Origin of the sequence: Paenisporosarcina sp. OV554 (genome assembly GCF_003058165.1) — a bacterium.
GTDB lineage: Bacteria > Bacillota > Bacilli > Bacillales_A > Planococcaceae > Paenisporosarcina.
The window spans coordinates 35,461-56,078 of sequence record NZ_QBUC01000015.1; the positions used below are offsets into that span (position 1 = coordinate 35,461).

Consider the following 20,618-nt stretch of genomic DNA (forward strand, 5'->3'; position numbering starts at 1 on the left):
AGAAGAGCCCAATTGTTGATGGAGAGCATTTATTTCGTAACTGCTATAAAGGAGCTTGTCATTAAAAATTCTATTAATAAAAGAGAATTACCACAGATTGTAAGTTCCACTCTGAATAATTCTCTTTCCTTTAATTACTAAATTCTATTAAGATCCCCATCTATCAGAGTTCGAGGTGAATTCCACGGCGTCCTCTGACTTTTGATTGTATACATTCCCAGCCTATCTAAGTCACCAATATAAAAAAACGCCTTATCGCTAATTCAATTTGCGATAGGGATGAATTATGTGATAGCTTTTTTCTCCGAAGCTTCAGGATGAACCAGAGCATATTTTTCCCAAGCTCTGCTTTTCCAACGAAAATACATAATAGTAGCTCGAGTCCATTCATCTACCGCAATAGCTATCCATATTCCAGGGAGACCCATATTTAAATAAAATACTAAAAAATAGCCTAATGGTAAGCTCATCAAAACCATTGAAAACACCCCAATTATGACAGGGAATCTGGCATCTCCTGCTGCACGTAAGGAATTAATGATGACGATGTTCATCGTTCGACCCGTCTCTAAAAATATACTGAGCAAGAGAACAGATGACGCTATTTTTATAACCTCTGGATTATCTGTAAACAACTCGATAAGCTGGTAGCGGAAGATCATCACGAGAATCACCATCGTTAAGGTGATCATCAATGCGGATTTTAAACTCTTCCATAATCTCGAATAAGCTTCTTCTTTTTCATTCGCCCCGACTAATCTCCCTACAATAATCGCTGTACCCATACCTATAGCAATGGCAAATAAGAATGTGAACATTGAAATATTCGTAGCATATTGTCTGGCAGCTAATGCTTCCGCGCCTAAATACGTTGCATAGTATATGAACACCAGTTGACACACTTGGTATATCACTTGCTCAAAAGCGGCTGGAATTCCAATATGTAATATCCGACCAATATATTCTTTAGATAGGGTAATGTAAAATTGGAATTTTATTCGATATTCTACTACTTGGTAGAGTAACCAAAAGAAGAAGACGAGAGCAATAACACGGCTAAGGACCGAAGAAATAGCAGCACCTTGAACACCCATTTCGGGAAAACCGAATTTACCAAAAATCAGTAAATAGTTCCCCACAACATGAATAATGTTCATCCCTAAAGATATGTACATCGTTTGTTTTGTCCATCCATGAACACGAATAATGGCAGCTAAGGAGTTAATGATGGCTTGAAGAAAAATTGCCCCTCCAACAATAGATAAATATTGTTCTGCGTATTCCAATACCTCTCCTTGTAAATTCATCGCCGTCATCATACTTCTCGAAAATATAAGATACCCAGCACTGATTAGGAGACCGACTGCTAAATTCAACGTAACTGCTAACGCCGATATTTTGGACGCTTCGATATATCGTTTTGAACCAAGGTATTGAGATACAACAATCGCCGCCCCAGTTCCGACAACTTCTAGTACTAATATGGCAATATGTATATACTGATTCGCTGCACCAACACCCGATACTGCATCATCCGATAATGCACTGAGCATGAATGTATCCACTATTCCCATTAACATAAAAAGAAACACTTCTAAAAAAATAGGCCAAGTTAAGGTAAATAAATTTAGCTTCTCACCCTGTCCTCTTTTAGCTTTGATTGAAGCCATTTATTCACCTTCTTCCCAAATTTAACAATTAAGTTATCTTACCAAGTAATAAGTAATATTGCCAGACCCAATCAGTATGAAGGATTTTGAGTGATTTAAGCTTCTTTAAATGATTAATTACTCATAATAAAATGCCCTTGTTACGACTAATCGTAACAAGGGCATTTTATTAATTATTTCTTAGATGAATAAACCAACCACTGTAGCTGTTAATACAGATGCCATAGTAGCAACTAATAACATTTTAAGACCAAACGTAGCAACTACGCCTGCTTGTTTTTCATCAATCGCCTTCACTGTCCCTAGGATGATGCCAATCGAACTAAAGTTAGCAAATGATACTAAGAATGCCGATACAACTCCTACAGTCTTAGGAGTCAACGCAGGTATCATCTCTTTAAAGCCCAACATTGCAACAAATTCATTAGAGATAATCTTAGTTCCCATGACTCCGCCTGCTTGTACCATTTCATTTGCAGGTACGCCCATCAACCAAGCTACAGGAGATAATACTAACCCCATAATAGTTGTTAAATCAGTGCCAATCGTCGATGTAAGAATAAAGTTAACCATGGCAATTAGAGAGATGTAAGCAATCAGCATCGCTCCTACAATTCCTGCCACTTTCATACCATCAATTGCACCATTACCTATTGCCTCAAATAAAGACTTATCATGAATCATATCTTTGATGTTAATCTGCTCACCCTCAACTAATTGAGCAGGAGCTACCATAGACGCCAGTAGTAAGCCCGACATTACATTAAGAGGTAAAGCCACTAGTACAAATTCAGCAGGAATCATAGTCATATAAGCTCCCACTATAGATGCTGATACACTTGTCATGGATGCTGTGGTCGCAATAAATAATCTATTTCTGTTCATTTTAGGTATATGTGTCTTTACTGCAATCAAAGCGCCTGTATCGCCAAAGATGGAAGAGGCTACAGTAGAAAAAGATTCAATTACTGGTAGGCCTGTTACTTTAGAAACTGCTCCTCCAAGATATTTAATCATTAAAGGTAATACTCTGATGTAAGTCAGTACACTCAGTAAAGTAGATGTAAATACGATCAATAATAAAACTGAGATAAAGAATACTGGCATATCGTTTTGATACTCAAAGCCTCCAAAGACAAAAGCTATCCCCTCATTACCAAATTCCATCAATTTAGAGAAAAAGTTGGTGACTGCTCTTACTACCTGTCCACCAATTGTCGTATTAAGCATTGCATAAGCTGTAACTAGCTGAGCAACAAACAAGATTCCTACTGCTCTATAGTTAATATTTTTCCTATCGTTTGACATTAGGAATGCTGCACCTAATAACACCATAACGGATAGAATTGCTATTAATAGTTCTGTCATATCGAATTCCCCGTTTCATCAGTTTATTGTTATGCAACTTGAGCTTGTTCAATAACAAGAACTCATGAGTTGCTATGAAGTTTATTCATAAACCCGTTATCTTAACCATTTCAGATATTAGTTTTCTAATTGACCCTTATGTTGCTCAAAGTCTCGCCCTAATAAACCAATTCTTTAAATGGTAGTTTTAAAACAATTATTACCTATTGCTTTGTGTTTCTCTCGGTAAACCTCTTTCCGTTACCTCAAGTGACTTTGAAAAACCACCCTATACTTCCAATTAAGTAAGGTTAACTTTCCCACAAATAGCTGGTTCTTATGCATATGAGTTAAGGTACGCATACTGCGAATGCTCCCCTGAATGACGTCTAACTATGGCAAAAAGGTTGGAACAGCACCAACAAATTTAGTCTTAATCCTCAACAAAAAAAGCACCTCAATAGAGCTACTTAATTAATATACTATATCAAATTGAAATCGCTTTATTTTAGAATAGTTACTATTTACTGATTTTTATTGCTAGCCAATTACCGACATGAATTTAACAATGTAGTGTCGAAAATGGATGGGTTATTCTAACAGTATCCGCTTCCAAGTCATTATTAATATTACGAAAAAACAGCCTGGATTTCAGGGGAATTCTGAATAACGGGAATAAGTAACAAAAAAATATGTAGGTTTCACACTAAAAAAACTTCCTCAAGCACACATAACATGCTAGAAGAAGCTTTTTTTGTTGTAATTAATTCTTCATTCTAAGTCTTATTGAGTAACAGTCGCGACTAAATTTAAATGTACATTTAAAGCTTTGTGGTGTTAACAATCTTCCAGTATTGCATCTACTTACAGCAATTATTCGTGTTTCTAAAGCTTTTATTTTTGTAAAGATAACAAAGAGGCTTAGGAATGCATAGCATATATAGGAATATGTCAAAACTACAATGGAGGTATGCGTATGATAAATTTTCAATCCTTTCATGGTATCGTCACCATGATCGGTGATTTTATGACTGGAGCAAATGGTGATAACGAAGGTTGTTATAGCATGATATCAGTCGATAACGGCTTAGGCGCTTCAGTAAATTTCGTGGTATCGCCTACCACTTATTTTGTAGACCATGAAATGGTTTCTGTAGGAGACCAGATAACCGGCTATTATGATGGTAATGCTCCCGTTCCCCTTATTTACCCACCGCAATATCGGGCACTGGTAATGGTAAAAGAAAATCCTTATCAAAATGTAAAAGTAGATTATTTTAATACACAGTTAGAGAGTCAGGACGGACAATTAAAATTGAATCTTTCACCTTACACTCCAATTGTATTGACGAATGGGCAAGCCTTTACACACACCCCTACAAACCGCAATCTTATTGTGATTTATGGTCCTACAACAAGAAGCATTCCTGCTCAGACCACTCCTTATAAAATTGTGGTTTGGTGTTAATTCTTCAGCTAAAACCCACAAATATGTGTCTGCAAATTTAATCCAGCCTATGTCTCCTTCTGTGGAATAATCCCATGAACTTTGTCATAACTTGGTAGTGTCAATAAGGATATTTCAAGGTTATGACTGGGGGGATACGAATAAATCTCACTAAAGAACAAAAAACTGCAAACGTCATAAAAAAGGGAATCGGTTACGGAACCTGCCTTTCCATGATTATCTCTTACACTGCATATCAGTCAATCGGTTGGGCCATCGTACATGGTTGTTTAAGTTGGATTTATGTTATTTATTATTTCATTAAATACTCTCCGGGATTATTTTGAAAAAACGAAAGACAGACTTCTGAACACGAAGTCTGTCTTTTTGTTAAAGTGGGATATATATCACCCTATACATAGACAACACGCTCATATATATTAAAAACAGGTGATGATATGAAAATAAATATGTATGTAAATAATGAGAAATTCATAGCTGGGATGACCATGAAAGATCAAGCCGAGCTTGAGAACAACAATATGGCACTTCATGCTTGTGAAAGCACTGATCATGTTCTTGAAAACCGAAAGAATTTAGCTACTGAGTTGCATTGTGAACTGGATGATTTTGTTTGTGCAAACCAAACACATAGCTCTAATTTCCATCGCGTAATGCTTGATGACAAAGGACGCGGTGCTAATCAACTTAATAATGCCATTGCAGATACAGACGCTCTATATACGTTTGAGCCAAATGTGCTGTTATGCAGCTTCACTGCAGATTGTGTCCCCGTGATTTTTTATAATGAAGTGAATGGTCTCATAGGCGTAATTCATTCTGGGTGGCAAGGAACAGTCAAAGAAATTACTTTAAAACTTATTGAGCATTTAAAACTAGTTGAACATTGTGATGCAAATGACCTGCATGTACAGATTGGCGCAGCTTTAAGTCAGAGAAAATTTGAAGTCGATGAAGAGGTGTACTTAAGATTCAAAGCCCTTGGTTATGCAGATGATTTTATGTTTTACAAAGAAGAGACACACAAATACCATATTGATAATCAACTAATCGTGAAAAGACAATGTGAGTTGGCAGGTATCCCAGCTGGGCAAATTACGATTGATCAGACCTGCACGTATGTAAATCCTGATGGTTTCTCTTATCGCCAAGACAAGCAAAGCGGAAGACATCTGAGTTTTATTATGAAAAAAGGCGAATGACCGATTCGAATCAAGTAACAATCGATATTATCAGCTAAATATACTAAAAAAAGCACATCAACTGAAACAATGATGTGCTTTCATAAAGAAATAATGAACCGTTTAAATGCAAAATTGGTAGAAATAACGATTCCTACCAATTTCGCATCTAATTACTTATTCATTTTTGAAAGGAAACTTCCAAGTAAATCCTCTACATCTTCTTCAACATTCTCCGCTGAGTCTTCCTCTGTAGCAGCATGCTCTTGTTTAGCTTTATCCCAATCAAAGTTCATCAAATCATCTTCTAGTTCGTCATGAAGAAATACCTCTTGATTTACTTCTAATTCAGTTGAAATGTCATTCTTAATACTTGCTTTTAAAAAGTCTTCTTCTATCTTTTGAGTCTTCATGTCTTGTAAATACAGGGCTTGATCAATATCTAAAGCATTGCTATTAAGAGATGCTAGAACAGACATTGCTCGAACTGGATCATTTAACAATTGATAAACAATATTCCCCAACAAAGCTTCTGAATGTGAGTGTTTGAGCCAATTACGCTGTTCCTTACTTAATTGTTTTGGCAGAGGAATCGTTACTGTTTCTCTATCCCTGGATAAGGAGTTACTTACGCCTTCTAAAATAAATTCTGCCATTTTGCTTGAAAAGTTTCTTCGCTCAGTTTCCTTTAACTTTTGCATTTGCTTTATGATGTGTTCTGGAGTGTTAGCAGGCAGGCGAAATGTAATCGCCTGCCCCCTCTGAATGCCAGTCATTCCCGTTCTTTCCATGAAATCACCCTATTTTTCTACTTTTTCTTTCGTTGCCTCTTTAGTTTTTATCTCTTTAGTATTCTTTCTAACATAATCAGAGATTAGTTTATGATAAGCATTTGCCATCATCCAAATACTTTCTTTTTCGTCTTCAAAGAATTCAATATTATAACCATTTAAGCTATTATTAATAGTTTTGATATATTCTTTTAAAACTATTGCTCCGCCGCCTACAAAATAGCAGATTTCTGTTTGGGAATTTTTTTGCCAAACATTACGTAAATGGCGATATTCTTTCTTCGCTAAGTCTAAAAGAATTCTATCTGTAATATCATGGACGCTTGTACGGCTTCCTTTTACCATAATATGATTTCGATCATTTTTTCTTGTGATGATATCAACAACATCTCTACGACTATCTAATTCCACGCCATGTTTTAGTCTAATTTCTTCTCTTATCGACTCTAAGGCCTCAGATACGCCAAGATTAAATCCTTGGGCTTTATCATCGTCTACATTACGATTTTTGATAACTGCAACATCAGTAGATAGTCCCCCAATATCCTGAATCAAGATGCTTTTGTCTATTAAATCTCTATTAATAATATTTAAATCACTATCCATAACCAAGTTAATATAGGCTGCAAATCCTTCAGGATATATCTTGACTTGGTCAAATTTAATATTTACCTTTAATCCTTGATATTTAGGAGTTACTAAAAATTCAACTTGATGAACTGAACCCAATAACTGAGAGCGGTAGCCTACATCTTTTCCTTCTTTTACTTCACGAAGTGGCAATCCCGTACCTAGCGTATAATTCGCATCAATAACATTATTATTCTTTTTGAAAATTTCAGAATTTTCTTCTCTCACTGCGTCTAATGCCAAAGTAGCAAAAAGCATAACTAATGTCTGATCTTCCTCTGATTTGCTACTACCTGGATCTAGTTCACTTGCATTATCACTTTTTGTCGCTAAACTACCAACACGATAAATTAAATTGTTCTCTTTTAAGGCAGGGGAGTGGACTTTAATATGAATTCCCTCAATGGGATCCTTATCATTTAAGTCCTCTATTCCTATAACTGGTCTGTCTTCAGTTGCCATTGCAATAACATTGGGTATGTATAATTCATAATCCGACTTTCCAAATAAAGCCTTAACCGAGTCGTTACCTACATCAATTGCACAAATTCTAGAAGTGTTCATCAAATCATTCCTCTCGTTTATATAATACTAATCAATTATAGATTATATAAGGTTTATAGCTACGTCAACCCATCTAAAGTTGTATTCGAAAAGTAAACATTTGCCCTATTTTCGTATACAAAATATACATATGTGTACACATGGCTATACGTAGGGATGTGTACGGGTTTGTTTACACGTGTACACTTTTGTATTCAATTTGTTTTCATAATGTATACATGTACACATTATGAAAACATTTAAAATTATTTTCACGGAACATCATCTGTGTGGTGGGAATTTTCCATTTTCCGTATTTATATAACTTTTTTGGTATCATACAACTTTTTAGATAACTCGCTAATTTCATGATTGCTTAATTAAACTTTTTTCTATCTGAGAAAATATATATAGGTAAAAGCACATCAATGAATAAAGTTGATGTGCTTTTTTGAGTATATTAGCTGAAATAATCGATTAGTGACTAAAAATTCCTATCATGATTCTACACTCGATTTTCCGATTTTTCTACAAACTGACCCCTACATTTTACGCTAAACTGATACTTTTAAATATACCAGTCCTTTGCTAATGTTATCAGTGAATTCAAAAAAAGCAAAGAAGGTTCATGACTATGCAAAACACACAAAGCTACTCAAGCTCACGCACAAAAACTTTTAATTTGATTCTAACATCAATGCTTATTGCTCTCGTATTCGTTGCTACTCTCTTATTAAATATCAAACTACCGATTACGGCAAATGGCGGTTTAGTTCATCTCGGAACAGCTATGCTCTTTATTGCCTCCTTCTTATTTGGTCCTAAAAAAGCAGCCATCGCTGGTGCTGTTGGAATGGGGTTATTCGACTTAGTCTCTGGTTGGACATTGTGGGCACCCTTCACCATTGTGGCTCGCGGCTTACAAGGCTATATAGTAGGAAAAATTGCTTGGTCGAACGGCCGCAATGGTAACAGTGTTACTTTCAATCTACTCGCTACTATCATTTCAGTTCCTGTGATGTTAGGGGTTTATTACCTTTGTGAAGGGGTTCTATATAGTAACTGGATTGCACCAGTGGCCTCTATTCCTGGAAACATCGTTCAAAATGTTGTCGGCATCCTTGTAGCTATACCTGTTTGTGTTGCGCTGAAAAAAGTTTCTTTTTTAAAATAGTTAATAACGCACAACCATTCAACTATTTTATATACACTAAAAAGGAGAAGGCTTAGTAAATCAAGCCTTCTCCTTTTCTTTTATTTTTCATTAAACTTTAGAAATGACCTCATTTACTATGGGCCGATTCAGCTGTTGGTATGTACACGGAAGGCACATGACGTAATTTGGCTCGGGAATGGGTGCTTCGGAATGAATGTTTGCTCCGAAAAAACTGTTCAAATGCACGCGATGTGGGAAGGCTTTGTTACTGATTTTTCACCTGTGTACAGCAGTTGATTTTTTTTTAATCTAAACCATTTGCATTCATGAACGATCTGCATAAAAAAGCCCGCCAGACGGCAGGCTTTACTCAATCTTTAAGTAATAATTTTATCTTTTATTCAATTATTGCCTTTTCAATCTCTTCATTTTCATTAATTACCTCTGTTTCTCCATCAGAAGAATTGACCGCTTCTTTTTCGCTTAGACCGAGCGTCTCTGCTGTTGAAGTATTGATTTCGTGTAGAAGCTCTGGATCTTCCATTAGTGACACACCATAAGAAGGAATCATTTCTTTGATTTTAGGCTCCCAATCTTCAATATGTTGCGGGAAGCATTTTCTTAATACCTCAAGCATAACGTGAACAGCAGTAGAAGCACCTGGAGAAGCTCCTAGTAATGCTGCGATTGAGCCATCAGCGGCACTTACAACTTCCGTACCAAATTGAAGCGTTCCTTTGCCTTCAGCGGTATCTTTGATAACTTGTACACGTTGGCCAGCTACTACTAAATCCCAATCCTCGCTCTTAGCGTTAGGGATAAACTCTCGTAACTCTTCAAGGCGCTGTTCTTTCGTTAACATAACTTGCTGGATCAGGTATTTTGTCAATGACATCTCTTTTGCGCCTGCCGCCAACATGGTTAAGACATTATTCGGTTTTACGGAGGTTACTAGATCCAACATTGAACCTGTTTTTAAGAACTTCGGTGAGAAGCCGGCAAATGGTCCAAATAGCAACGATTTTTTATTGTCGATATATCGTGTATCAAGATGCGGAACAGACATTGGTGGAGCACCAACTTTTGCTTTACCGTATACTTTTGCATGATTTTGCGCAATAACTTCTGGATTATTACACACCATGAAAATCCCGCTTACTGGGAATCCACCAATATGTTTCCCTTCAGGAATACCAGATTTTTGCAGTAAATGCACACTTCCGCCCCCGCCTCCGATAAAGACGAATTTTGCAGAATGGTGTTCAACGCGGCCACTATAGACATTGCGTACTTTTAATTCCCATGAACCATCTCTAGTACGATTAATATTATCCACACTAGTGTTATATTTGATATCGACGTTTTTAGTCTTTAGGTGGTCAAACAACATACGAGTTAAAGCACCAAAGTTGACATCCGTTCCAGAGTCAATTTTTGTTGCCGCTATCGCTTCATTCGCTGGACGGTCTTGCATAATAAGCGGAATCCATTCCATTAGTTTTGCTGGGTCATCAGAAAATTCCATCCCTTGGAACAAAGGATTGTTTGACAGCGCTTCAAAACGTTTCTTTAAGAACGTTACATTTTGTTCCCCTTGTACCATACTCATGTGAGGCAAGGGCATAATAAAGTCCTGTGGATTATTTATCAGCTCGTTTTTTACAAGATGTGACCAAAACTGTGTTGAAAGTTGAAACTGTTCATTAATTTTAATAGCTTTGCTAATATCTATAGAGCCGTCTGTTTTTTCAGTAGTGTAGTTAAGCTCACACAGTGCCGCATGCCCTGTTCCTGCATTATTCCATTCGTTCGAGCTTTCCTCTCCTGCATTGTCGAGCTTCTCAAACACTTTAATGTTCCATTCCGGTACTAATTCTTTTAGAAGTGTCCCTAAAGTCGCACTCATAATTCCGGCACCAATTAAGATGACGTCTGTTTTAGTTTCTCTAATGTCCATTTTTACCATCCTTAGTCCCTAAAATTGCAGAAAGGATGTAGGCGCTCTTGCTTACAAGTCCCAAAAAACTTAGGCGAGACCCAGCCACACACCTTTTCTGTTTCAACTATATCCATATCATATTGTAATACAATTATTCGCACATTAAAATATCTACTAGTACCTATTAATTATAAGCCTTTTGAAAGCAGGTTAACAGTGAGAAGTCTTTCCACAAAACCGGAGAACACACAAAAACCAATGCCTTAACCTAGCTTTTTGCAAGGATTGAAGCTTTGATTTGCCGTAAGCAGTGAACCGACACCATCTAATTTTCGAAGTTATTTATGGTAAGGTTCTCCCTTAATTATACGAAAAGCACGATACACTTGCTCAATTAATACCAATTTCATCAATTGGTGCGGCAAAGTCATCTTCGAAAATGATAGCTTTTCATCCGAGCGCTTCATGACGTCGTCATGTAACCCGAGTGATCCTCCAATGACAAACGCCACTTTGCTACGACCGTAAGTCATGAGCGATTGCAAATCATCGGCTAGTTGTTCAGAGGATTTCATTTTTCCTTCAATCGCCAGTGCAATAACATAAGTATCCGCTCCGATTTTTGCTAAAATGCGTTCGCCTTCTTTTTTCTTGACGATTTCCATGTCGGCATCACTTAAATTTTCTGGTGCTTTTTCGTCTGCCACTTCTATCAAATCTATTTTCGCGTAACTTCCTAATCTTTTCGTATACTCTTCAATACCCATTTTTAAATATTTTTCTTTTAACTTCCCAACGGAAATAATTGTGATATTCACAGGTTATCCACCTTTACACTTTATTTACAAACACGCTATCCACAGAAGTTATACACATATCCACAAGCAAAACTATATATAGTATGCAATCATTCGTTCGCCACTAAATATATTGCTACGACATCACAGTAATCGCATTTTGTGGATAACTTTTCCTCATCTGAAATTTCTGTTAAAATCGGAAAGGTATTTTGCTTTGCCACAAACATATCAAGTGCATGTTCTATATGGGTTTGACAGCAGTTAATATTCATTTCTTATCATCCTTTCGATTATCTAATAATTCACTAAGTTATACACAATTCGTCTACCTTTATCCACAATCTATATTAACAAAGTAAAAGCGAGTAGGAAAGGTGCATATTAGCACGTCCTACTCGCTGTGTAAAACTTTTGTAAATTGAAAATGGTTATCCACAACCTAGTCTTGTCATCCACAAGAGATTTTGGGGAGTTTATAATGCTGTGTCATCTTTTAATTTCAAAGTGACTTCCATCAATTCCCCTTTACGATAAACTTTCAAAGTCAAATTATCCCCAATTTCTTTTTCATTATATAAGTGTTTACGTAAATCAATCATATTTTCGATTTTTTCTCCATCCATTTCAACTATGACATCATATTGTTTTAATCTCGCTACGTCAGATGCTGACCCTTCTACTACTTTGTCAATAACCACACCTGTTGAAACCTCTTCTGGCAGACGCAGCGTATCGCGTTGATGGAATGCAGAGACATTTGTTACATCTACTAATGTAACTCCCATTGATGGACGTTTCATTTCACCAAACTCTTCTAAATCTTCGATTACTGGAATGACGGAATTTACAGGAATCGCAAGGCCTATTCCTTCAACAGCCTCTTGAGAAATTTTCATTGAATTTATACCAATTAATTGTCCAGCTAAATTTACGAGAGCCCCTCCACTATTACCTGGATTAATGGCTGCATCCGTTTGTAATACTTCAGCTTGCCAATCGATTTGGTTATCCCCATTTAAATCAACTGGGATTGCTCGGTCTTTACCAGATACAACTCCTGTTGTAACGGAACCTGAGAAGTTTAAACCAAGTGGATTACCAATCGCAATCACTGTTTCACCTTGTTTTAAAGAATCCGAATTTCCAAATTCAGCAACTGTTGTTACCTTTGAAGCATCCATTTCAAGAACGGCCAGGTCAGTCCAAATATCCGTACCCAATAATTTTGCTTCTACTTTTGATCCATCTGCTAATGTCACTTCAATTTGGCTTGCACCTTCAATGACGTGATTATTTGTAATAACATATGCTTTATCGCCCGACTTTTTATAAATAACACCAGATCCTGCTCCTGCTTCTTGTCCTTCATTTGAAGGACTTAAAAAATTGGATGTTCCTTGAATATTCGTGATACCTACGACTGAATTTGCTACCTTGTCTACTGCAGATGTGACATCCGTTGTTATGTCAGCAGATAATTGCTGTGATTTATTTGAAGTAGTGTCACTTACTGTTTCACTTCCTGGCATCATACCCACGAGAGAAGGTAACATTAGCCATACAATCAATGCACCGATCATAACACCTAAAAGTCCGCTAAAAAAGTAGCCACCTTTACTTCCTTTTTTGACTATTCTTGTTTGCGGTTCTTTTCGTTCTTGTCGCTCTATTATTTCTCGTGGTTCTTGTGGTTCTTGTCGATTTTGTGTTCCTTGCGGTTCTTGCGGCTCAGGTGGTTTTGGTGGTTGGTCATCATAATATCCCATAAATTATCGCCCTCTCTATTATTCGTTATCCTTACTTTAACCAACCAACATTAAAATTAGATGAAAATGGCTTTAAAACTTGCTCAAAATATCGAAAAGAGAAAATTACACTGGAGTCAGATTAGAGTTCCTACGAATTCCTCCAAAAGAAAAACCCCACAAAAGCGGGGTTTAGACAGTAACTAATTCGGTTGCTATATTTGCATCGGTGTCATAAAGTTTCAAAAATTCGCCGGTAACAATACCACAAGATTCAAGCGTTTGCGTTACGCTCATACGAGCCAAATCTTTCATATTATTATCTTTACTTAAATGCGAGAGATAGATGCGCGTCGGTTTCTCTTCAACCACTTCACTCATCGCGACTGCTGCATCTTCATTTGAAACATGGCCGACGTCACTTAATATACGTCGTTTAATAGACCACGGATAACGACACATTTGCAACATACCAACATCATGATTACTTTCGAAGACAAATGAATCTGCGCCTTTAATATGGCCTTTCATCCGATCACTTACATAGCCAGTATCTGTTATTAATACGAGTTTACGACCATTCTCATGAAACACGTAAAACATTGGATCTGCTGCATCGTGAGATACAGCAAATGACTGTATATCCAGTGACCCAAATGTTTTTACAGACTCCATATCAAAGTGAAAGCGTTGTTCGATTGGAATATTTCCAACTAAATGTTCCATAGCCATCCACGTCTTGGCATTGGCATAAATCGGAACTTTATACTTACGAGCTAGAATTCCTAGCCCTTTTATATGATCACTATGTTCATGTGTAACCAAAATACCACTTAACTTTTTCATACTGCGGTCAACTGAGGTAAACAACTCCTCCATTTTACGTCCACTCAGTCCTGCATCGACTAAAAACGCATGTTCATCGTTTTCGACGTAAATGGAATTCCCGCTACTACCGCTTGCTAAAACACTAAAACGCATGACGAAAACTCCTTACTCTTCTTGTGGTTCCTCTGACTCTTTGTTAAATTCGATAATCTTTCCTTCTACCGCATTCACAAAATAGTCTTCTTTCGTGCCATCTTGTAATTCTACACGAACTCGCCAAGTTGGTGCAAACACTTGGGTTTCTGTTAATTCCACGAGTGTTGAGTACCCTAGACTAATCATTGTAATTGTAGAATTGGGTTTCAATAAATTTCGTTGATACAACACTTCAACAGCGCGCTCATCGGGTAACAAACTTTCTGTTTGATCAAAATTATCTTCAAGCTCTTCAAAGCCTGTCTGTTCATATTTATAAACTTCATTTTCTTCGTTCCAGTAAATAGTGAGGAGAGCATTTTGGTTAAAGAAAATCGGTCGCTTATTGATCTTTTGGAAAAATGTCGCTGTTCTCTCTTTAACGTCGACATTAAATAATTCATAGGATGAGCCATCTAAAACATTTTCATCTACAAACTGCCTCATGTTTGTCTTGTCTTCTATGCTGCCAAGTGGAACCGGTTTTTCAAATGTGGAGATTAATTTTGATTTATCAAGGACTTTAAATGTTTGGTTATCCATTGGTTTTAATTCTTCTTCTACATAAACCCGAATATTTCCTGAAACATACGTTTCTTTAGACGTATTTTCAGGAATATTTTCATAGAGAATGTTACCAGCTTGTAATCTCTCTTCAATGGAAGTTTCACCGAGTACTTCGACTTCTTCTGAATCAATGTAACGATTTAAATACATTGAATATAAAAAGACGTTTAAAATCGCAAACACGATAATAAAGATGGTTTTGGTTTTATTCCAATCCACGCTTCCCACCCCCTAGATCTTCAGGCGAAAGGCGAGTCCATTGATTATTTGATAAATAAAACCAAGATGGCTCTAATATCAGTAAACGTTTTTCATCATCCCGAGTTAAGTAATAGCCTGGGGTCAGTTCATCCACGTTATTAAAATCAATGTCTTTCACCAGTTGCATCACTCTAGATGCTTTCTCACCAGATGGTAAAGTCGAAATGACAGTATCAAAAGGCAATGACAGATCAAGTGTATAGTATGGTCGCAAATAATTGAAAATTCCAGGATCTCCCCAGAATGCAGTAATTTTTGTAGAAGTCTCGGTACTAAAGACTGGATAGCCCAACAAGTACAATTGATAATCAATTTGTTGATTTGCAGGGTTCATTTTGGCAAATCGAAACTCGTCAGTCCATCCTCCATGCTCATTTATATAATTCAAACTATCAAATACTAATTTAGAAGGAATAGCTGGTACTAAAGTTTCTGCAGATGGATTAACAAAACTTAAAGTCCGTTCCAATAAATTCACATTCATCAATGATGTACCATCCGAATATTCTTCATTTGTTGTACCTACAGGACTCTGACGTACTAGACTAGGATCGCTGAATAAGGCGTCTTGGAAACGTTTCGGTTCAATTTCTTTTAAATAATACGTGTAACGAATACTTTCAACATCTTGAGCGGAAACATAAAGGGACAGATTTCCCTTACGCTGAATATCTGTAAACTTCGAGAACCCTAATGTCGATGACACTACTTTTTGGTCAAATAATTTCCAGTCAACATTTTTGGCTACTGCTGAGTACAATGTTTTTGTTTTAGAACTAGCAAAATAAACTTTCAGTTGCTCATTATCCGAACGATTCCAATCTACAATTAATCTATCAAATCCATCCTCTGGAATGTCAGAAATAGAAAATGGCAAAATATTATCATATACCGGAAATGGTACATCGTCTGGGAAAAACAATGTGTATCGATTATTTGCCCCGACTAATTCATTTAATTCTTCGTTAGTTAACTCAGTATCTTCTAGAGTCAAATCACTAATTTGCCAGTCCTTCATGACATTGACAACTCGCTCTAAATCAAATGTTTCCATCGAACCTGTCATGTTGTTTTCACGACTTGCAATCATTTTATAAGGTTTAATGACATCATCTATTCGCTTGCTCTCTGCGATTAATATGTCTACTACTGGTGTTGATTCAATGGTGTCGTAAGTTGGAGTATAGGTCCAAATAGTAAAAGTTAACGTCACACTTAAAACAATTAGTAAGGCTAGGAAAATCGATTTTGCATGCTCTATATATTTCAATCCCATTCACCTGCCTCATCTAACTCAAATGGTAACGTGAAAAATATGGTCGTTCCGTTTCCTTCTTCACTTTCTGCCCATATAGCACCACCATGTGATTCAATCATTTCCCGGGCAATAGCAAGTCCCAGTCCAGAACCACCCATTGATCTTGCACGTGCTCGGTCTACACGATAGAAACGATCAAAAATTCGTTCTACATTTTCTTTCGGAATACCCATCCCGTCATCAGAAACCATCACTTTTAATAATCCATCGTGCACGATTATACCAAAACGAATATTTCCACCGTCAGGCGAATATTTTAAAGCATTCGAAATAATATTATCGATGACTTGAGTTAATTTATCAGTATCGATTTCCACAAAATACTGTGATTCTGGTAAATTGCGAACAAAATGAACTTGTTGTGATTTCGACATTTCAAAACGATCAATGATGCGATTAAAGAATTTATTAAACTCTACAAACTCCTTGTTTAAATCGTATTCTCGGCTATCCATTTTCGATAGCTGCAACAAATCATTGACTAACCTAATCATGCGTTCAGTTTCAGTTTGTGTAACGTTTAAAAATGATGGTGCTAATTCCTTATCTTCCCAAGCACCATCAGCAAGCGCCTCTAAGTAGCTACGCATTGTGGTTAATGGTGTTCGAAGTTCATGCGAAACATTCGCAACAAATTCACGTCGTTCCATATCAATTTTCTCTTGTTCGGTATTATCATGGAGAACTGTTATCAAGCCGTTTACAAAACCTGTTTCTTTTTGAATAACGGAGAAGTTTGCTCGCAAAATGTACGGTCGTTCAGGCGAACTGAAATCTAAGTTAATAGACTCTTTCATATGAATTAAATCTTCAAATACGTACTGTGATTCAATTCCAAGAGCACTTGAAATTGGACGATGCAACACTAATTCTCTCGGCACTCTTAACAGTCTTAACGCTGGATCATTTATTAAAATGATGCGTCCTTTGCGATCAGTCGCAATTACCCCATCTGTCATGTTGGAGAGGACAGATGCTAACTTCCTTCGTTCACCTTCAGTAGTAGACTGCGCCTCTTGTAGACGATTGGTTAAATGGTTAAATGCAATCGCCAACTGTCCAATTTCGTCATTCCCGTAAACTCGAACTTTACGTGAAAAGTTTCCTTTGGCCATGGCTTGGGCTTGTCTACGCATGTCCGAAATAGGTCGGGTAATCGTTTGAGCGATTAATATACCGAGAATAACCGTTATGGCAAGGGACATCGCTGTACCACCAGCAAGAATTTGGTTAATTTCAGTCATTTGATCAAACACTGTTTCAATGTTTGATTCTAAATAAATCGTACCGAGGACTTCACCTTGAAAAATAATAGGAGAAGCTAACACCCATATCCTGTCTTTTTTTTGACGGTCTAAACGAATGTTATTAAACGGTGTCTCCGACGAAATGGATTGACGAACCAAAGTCTCCGTTGAGCGTTGTCCAACAATGGATTGATTATTTGTTTCAGACGTTGCTAAAATGCGGAAATTGTTATCTATTACACTTATTTCATTTATATCTTCTGATTGAATGCTATATAGTACTGTGCGTAAACTTTGCTCTAAACTCGGGTCTTCTTCTCCCCGCTGTTTGGTAATTTCTGTACGCACACTAAACTCCACCAAATCCACTCGTTGTTCAATGGAATCGGTGAAGCTCTTTTTAAGTGTATGTTCTAACTCACGCGCAAAATACAGACCGATGATTTGCATTGCCAAAAGAATCAACAGAATGTAAATCAGGACGATTTTGACGTGAATCGATTTAAAAAAGCCAACCTTTTGCATTCTGTCTACTCCTGTTCAGGATTACGCAAATAATACCCTACACCACGACGTGTCACAATCCATGCTGGGTGACTTGGGTTATCCTCAATTTTTTCACGAAGGCGACGAATCGTTACGTCTACAGTACGAACATCTCCAAAATAATCATAGCCCCATACTGTTTGCAATAAATGTTCACGCGTCATTACTTGTCCGATATGTTTTGCTAAGTAATGCAGCAATTCAAACTCACGATGCGTTAGTTCAATAGATTCTTCTCGTTTTAACACTAAATATGCGTCTGGTTGAATAATTAATAAGCCAACCACTATATCATTCGTTGCCTCTTCAGCATCCTCTGATTGTAAAGTTTGATGACGTCGCATATTTGCTTTCACACGAGCAATCAATTCACGTGTGCTAAATGGTTTTGTTACATAATCATCTGCACCTAACTCTAAACCAAGTACTTTATCAATCTCTGAATCTTTAGCAGTTAACATAATGATAGGAAAGTCGTACTTTTTACGAATCTCACGACAAACTTCCATTCCATCTCGATTTGGTAACATAATATCTAGTAACATCAAATCCGGTTTAATTTCTTCTGCTTTTTTTAAAGCTTCATCCCCATCATATGCACAAACTACATTATATCCTTCTTTTTTTAAGTTGAATTGCAAAATATCCGCAATCGGCTTTTCGTCATCAACTACTAAAATCGTTTTACTCATACAATCCATCCTCTCTCTTGCCATCTATCTATGTGAATATAAATTGACCTCATCATACACCTACTCTATCACGCTTTACCTTGTTTCGCATCTATCGAGTAACAATTGGGAAATGTTGAATATTTCCCAGGCAATAATTCGACAAATTCATACATAAAAAGACGGCCAATTTCGCAATATTGACCGTCTTACAAGATATTATTATTTTAAATAATTAAGAGGATTGACAATTACACCATTTTTACGTACTTCAAAGTGTAAATGGATACCTGTAGAATTTCCTGTTGAACCCATAACACCTAATTTCGAACCAGAAGATACTACTTGTCCATTCTTTACATTTATTGATGCTAAATGAGCATAAGTAGTCTGAAATCCATTTTTATGATCTACTACTACTCTGTTTCCGTAAGTGCCTTCTTTTCCAGCGGATGTAACAACACCATTATCAGCTGCTTTTATTGCAAAGCCACTAGGTCGAGCAATATCAATTCCGCGATGCTCTCTACCCCAACGTCGGCCCATTTCACTTGAAATGTAGCCCCCTTCAGCTGGCCAAGAAAACTTACCTGAACCACGAGATGGAGTTACCTTTGTCCCTTTAACTACGATACTATTTTTTGCTTCTTTAACAATCTTTTCTTTTTGAATAGATTTGTCTACAGGAATCCCGTTTTGTTCTCGAATTATATACGTTATTTCTTTGGCTCCATTACTACCTTTTTGAAGAACTTTAGAATCACCTTTAAACATTTCAGATGAATTTTTCACTTGTTTTTCAAACTTCACTTCTTTTATTTGTTTTCCCTCACGAACAACTTCTACATTCACTAAAGGTTTAACCTCGGTAACTTTTAATTGTTTACCAATTTGTAGAACACTCTCTTCGCTAAAGCCATTGTTTAACTTTGTTAATTCAGCAGAAGTAAGATTATGTTGAGCAGCGATTTTGCTAAATGAATCCCCGGCTTGAACCGAATATGTTTTCTCTTCTAAAGCACCTTGTTGAAGGTAACTAACTGCTTCATTTACGGTCAAAATCTTATCTGGTTTTGCTTGTTTTGTCACACCAGAAACTGATTCTTTTAGCTCAATGTCTAAAATTCTTGTTTCATTATCCTTCAATGGTGGTAAAGAATCTTTAGAGTCTTGATGAGCTTCCAATTCGATGAGTTCTTTTTCAGAAATAGATTGAAGTTTTAATTTGCGAATTACTTCATCGTACGATTTTAAGTCTTTGACGTAGACGGCAATCTCGTCATTGACCGACAATGCAAATGCATCTGCAGCGACCGTTACTAGGTCGTCTAGCTTGTCAATTGTTTTCGTATCGTTTGTTTCTTGATCAAAGACTTGCTCCGGAATGATGGACAATTTCGATCCATCCGTGAGTTTCAAATCATCGTATTGGGAGCTTGTCTTTTCAATTTTTTCTTCTACGAGGTCTTTCACAACCTTTTTATCTGAAACCGCTCCTACATATTCACCACTAGCATATATATGAAAAATCTCCTGCAATTGACTGCTTTCATTGTCTTTTGCAAATCCGATATTAAATGTAAGACTTGAAGCAAGCACTACGATTATGGCTGCTTTTTTCATTATATTTGATGTGCGGTTTGGCTTTCGGTCGGATGAAATCTTCTTCCTGTCACCAGTATTCCATTTCAAATTCATGATAAAGCCCCTCTCAA

17 protein-coding genes are annotated in these 20,618 nt (G+C 36.8%); 3 read left to right on the top strand and 14 right to left on the bottom strand.

From position 1 onward, the window contains the following. Positions 1 to 284: 284 nt before the first annotated feature. A complete protein-coding gene (locus C8K15_RS13160) occupies positions 285 to 1,670 on the bottom strand; it encodes an MATE family efflux transporter (RefSeq protein WP_108586864.1) in 1,386 nt (461 codons plus the stop codon). A 180-nt stretch (positions 1,671 to 1,850) separates the two neighbouring features. Next, the gene (locus C8K15_RS13165) at positions 1,851 to 3,038 is read right to left on the bottom strand and encodes a NupC/NupG family nucleoside CNT transporter (protein ID WP_108586865.1); all 1,188 of its coding nucleotides are present in this window, start codon (positions 3,036 to 3,038) and stop codon (positions 1,851 to 1,853) included. Positions 3,039 to 3,993: 955 nt separating this feature from the next. Here C8K15_RS13165 and C8K15_RS13170 point away from each other — a divergent pair. Both C8K15_RS13170 and pgeF read left to right on the top strand, forming a co-directional pair. Next, positions 3,994 to 4,485: a hypothetical protein gene (locus tag C8K15_RS13170; protein WP_108586866.1), complete on the top strand. Its 492-nt coding sequence runs from the start codon at positions 3,994 to 3,996 to the stop codon at positions 4,483 to 4,485. Positions 4,486 to 4,922: 437 nt separating this feature from the next. Then, the gene (gene pgeF / locus C8K15_RS13180) at positions 4,923 to 5,687 is read left to right on the top strand and encodes a peptidoglycan editing factor PgeF (RefSeq protein ID WP_108586868.1); all 765 of its coding nucleotides are present in this window, start codon (positions 4,923 to 4,925) and stop codon (positions 5,685 to 5,687) included. A 152-nt stretch (positions 5,688 to 5,839) separates the two neighbouring features. Here the strand turns inward: pgeF and C8K15_RS13185 are convergent, their stop codons facing one another. Both C8K15_RS13185 and C8K15_RS13190 read right to left on the bottom strand, forming a co-directional pair. Next, positions 5,840 to 6,457 (bottom strand): hypothetical protein, encoded by a 618-nt coding sequence (locus tag C8K15_RS13185; protein WP_108586869.1) that lies wholly within the window; start codon positions 6,455 to 6,457, stop codon positions 5,840 to 5,842. A gap of 9 nt (positions 6,458 to 6,466) precedes the next feature. Next, positions 6,467 to 7,651, bottom strand: a complete 1,185-nt coding sequence (locus C8K15_RS13190; protein WP_108586870.1) for a ParM/StbA family protein — start codon at positions 7,649 to 7,651, stop codon at positions 6,467 to 6,469. A gap of 613 nt (positions 7,652 to 8,264) precedes the next feature. Here C8K15_RS13190 and C8K15_RS13195 point away from each other — a divergent pair. Then, entirely contained in the window at positions 8,265 to 8,804 is a 540-nt protein-coding gene (locus C8K15_RS13195) for an ECF transporter S component (RefSeq protein ID WP_108586871.1), read from the top strand. 379 nt (positions 8,805 to 9,183) lie between these two features. Here C8K15_RS13195 and C8K15_RS13200 read toward each other — a convergent pair whose 3' ends face one another. The 10 genes from C8K15_RS13200 to C8K15_RS13245 all read right to left on the bottom strand — a co-directional run bounded on the left by C8K15_RS13200 (position 9,184) and on the right by C8K15_RS13245 (position 20,601). Continuing rightward, positions 9,184 to 10,743 (bottom strand): malate:quinone oxidoreductase, encoded by a 1,560-nt coding sequence (locus C8K15_RS13200; protein ID WP_233260485.1) that lies wholly within the window; start codon positions 10,741 to 10,743, stop codon positions 9,184 to 9,186. Between the two features lie 320 nt (positions 10,744 to 11,063). Next, positions 11,064 to 11,543 carry a 23S rRNA (pseudouridine(1915)-N(3))-methyltransferase RlmH gene (gene rlmH, locus C8K15_RS13205; RefSeq protein WP_108586872.1) on the bottom strand — a complete coding sequence of 160 codons (480 nt, stop codon included), beginning with the start codon at positions 11,541 to 11,543 and terminating at the stop codon, positions 11,064 to 11,066. An 89-nt stretch (positions 11,544 to 11,632) separates the two neighbouring features. Continuing rightward, positions 11,633 to 11,797 (bottom strand): CxxH/CxxC protein, encoded by a 165-nt coding sequence (locus C8K15_RS13210; protein ID WP_108586873.1) that lies wholly within the window; start codon positions 11,795 to 11,797, stop codon positions 11,633 to 11,635. Positions 11,798 to 11,998: 201 nt separating this feature from the next. Continuing rightward, positions 11,999 to 13,291 carry a S1C family serine protease gene (locus C8K15_RS13215; protein WP_108586874.1) on the bottom strand — a complete coding sequence of 431 codons (1,293 nt, stop codon included), beginning with the start codon at positions 13,289 to 13,291 and terminating at the stop codon, positions 11,999 to 12,001. A gap of 171 nt (positions 13,292 to 13,462) precedes the next feature. Then, a complete protein-coding gene (locus C8K15_RS13220; RefSeq protein ID WP_108586875.1) occupies positions 13,463 to 14,251 on the bottom strand; it encodes an MBL fold metallo-hydrolase in 789 nt (262 codons plus the stop codon). A gap of 12 nt (positions 14,252 to 14,263) precedes the next feature. Further along, positions 14,264 to 15,079 carry a two-component system regulatory protein YycI gene (locus C8K15_RS13225; protein WP_108586876.1) on the bottom strand — a complete coding sequence of 272 codons (816 nt, stop codon included), beginning with the start codon at positions 15,077 to 15,079 and terminating at the stop codon, positions 14,264 to 14,266. Next, the gene (locus tag C8K15_RS13230; protein WP_108586877.1) at positions 15,066 to 16,397 is read right to left on the bottom strand and encodes a YycH family regulatory protein; all 1,332 of its coding nucleotides are present in this window, start codon (positions 16,395 to 16,397) and stop codon (positions 15,066 to 15,068) included. The genes C8K15_RS13225 and C8K15_RS13230 overlap by 14 nt, the downstream gene beginning before the upstream one ends. Then, positions 16,388 to 18,211, bottom strand: coding sequence for a cell wall metabolism sensor histidine kinase WalK (gene walK / locus C8K15_RS13235; RefSeq protein WP_108586878.1), 1,824 nt, complete (start codon positions 18,209 to 18,211; stop codon positions 16,388 to 16,390). Before walK ends, C8K15_RS13230 begins: the two co-directional genes overlap by 10 nt. 5 nt (positions 18,212 to 18,216) lie before the next feature. After that, positions 18,217 to 18,924 (bottom strand): response regulator YycF, encoded by a 708-nt coding sequence (gene yycF / locus C8K15_RS13240; RefSeq protein ID WP_108586879.1) that lies wholly within the window; start codon positions 18,922 to 18,924, stop codon positions 18,217 to 18,219. Positions 18,925 to 19,125: 201 nt separating this feature from the next. Continuing rightward, positions 19,126 to 20,601, bottom strand: a complete 1,476-nt coding sequence (locus C8K15_RS13245; protein WP_108586880.1) for a M23 family metallopeptidase — start codon at positions 20,599 to 20,601, stop codon at positions 19,126 to 19,128. Positions 20,602 to 20,618: the final 17 nt, after the last annotated feature.

Coding starts and splice junctions, on each gene's coding strand:
- C8K15_RS13190 (WP_108586870.1), bottom strand. CDS start 7,651: ATGAACACTTCTAGAATTTGTGCAATTGATGTAGGTAACGACTCGGTT.
- C8K15_RS13210 (WP_108586873.1), bottom strand. CDS start 11,797: ATGAATATTAACTGCTGTCAAACCCATATAGAACATGCACTTGATATG.
- yycF (WP_108586879.1), bottom strand. CDS start 18,924: ATGAGTAAAACGATTTTAGTAGTTGATGACGAAAAGCCGATTGCGGAT.
- C8K15_RS13200 (WP_233260485.1), bottom strand. CDS start 10,743: ATGGACATTAGAGAAACTAAAACAGACGTCATCTTAATTGGTGCCGGA.
- C8K15_RS13195 (WP_108586871.1), top strand. CDS start 8,265: ATGCAAAACACACAAAGCTACTCAAGCTCACGCACAAAAACTTTTAAT.
- C8K15_RS13185 (WP_108586869.1), bottom strand. CDS start 6,457: ATGGAAAGAACGGGAATGACTGGCATTCAGAGGGGGCAGGCGATTACA.
- pgeF (WP_108586868.1), top strand. CDS start 4,923: ATGAAAATAAATATGTATGTAAATAATGAGAAATTCATAGCTGGGATG.
- C8K15_RS13165 (WP_108586865.1), bottom strand. CDS start 3,038: ATGACAGAACTATTAATAGCAATTCTATCCGTTATGGTGTTATTAGGT.
- walK (WP_108586878.1), bottom strand. CDS start 18,211: ATGCAAAAGGTTGGCTTTTTTAAATCGATTCACGTCAAAATCGTCCTG.
- C8K15_RS13160 (WP_108586864.1), bottom strand. CDS start 1,670: ATGGCTTCAATCAAAGCTAAAAGAGGACAGGGTGAGAAGCTAAATTTA.
- C8K15_RS13245 (WP_108586880.1), bottom strand. CDS start 20,601: ATGAATTTGAAATGGAATACTGGTGACAGGAAGAAGATTTCATCCGAC.
- C8K15_RS13230 (WP_108586877.1), bottom strand. CDS start 16,397: ATGGGATTGAAATATATAGAGCATGCAAAATCGATTTTCCTAGCCTTA.
- C8K15_RS13220 (WP_108586875.1), bottom strand. CDS start 14,251: ATGCGTTTTAGTGTTTTAGCAAGCGGTAGTAGCGGGAATTCCATTTAC.
- C8K15_RS13170 (WP_108586866.1), top strand. CDS start 3,994: ATGATAAATTTTCAATCCTTTCATGGTATCGTCACCATGATCGGTGAT.
- C8K15_RS13215 (WP_108586874.1), bottom strand. CDS start 13,291: ATGGGATATTATGATGACCAACCACCAAAACCACCTGAGCCGCAAGAA.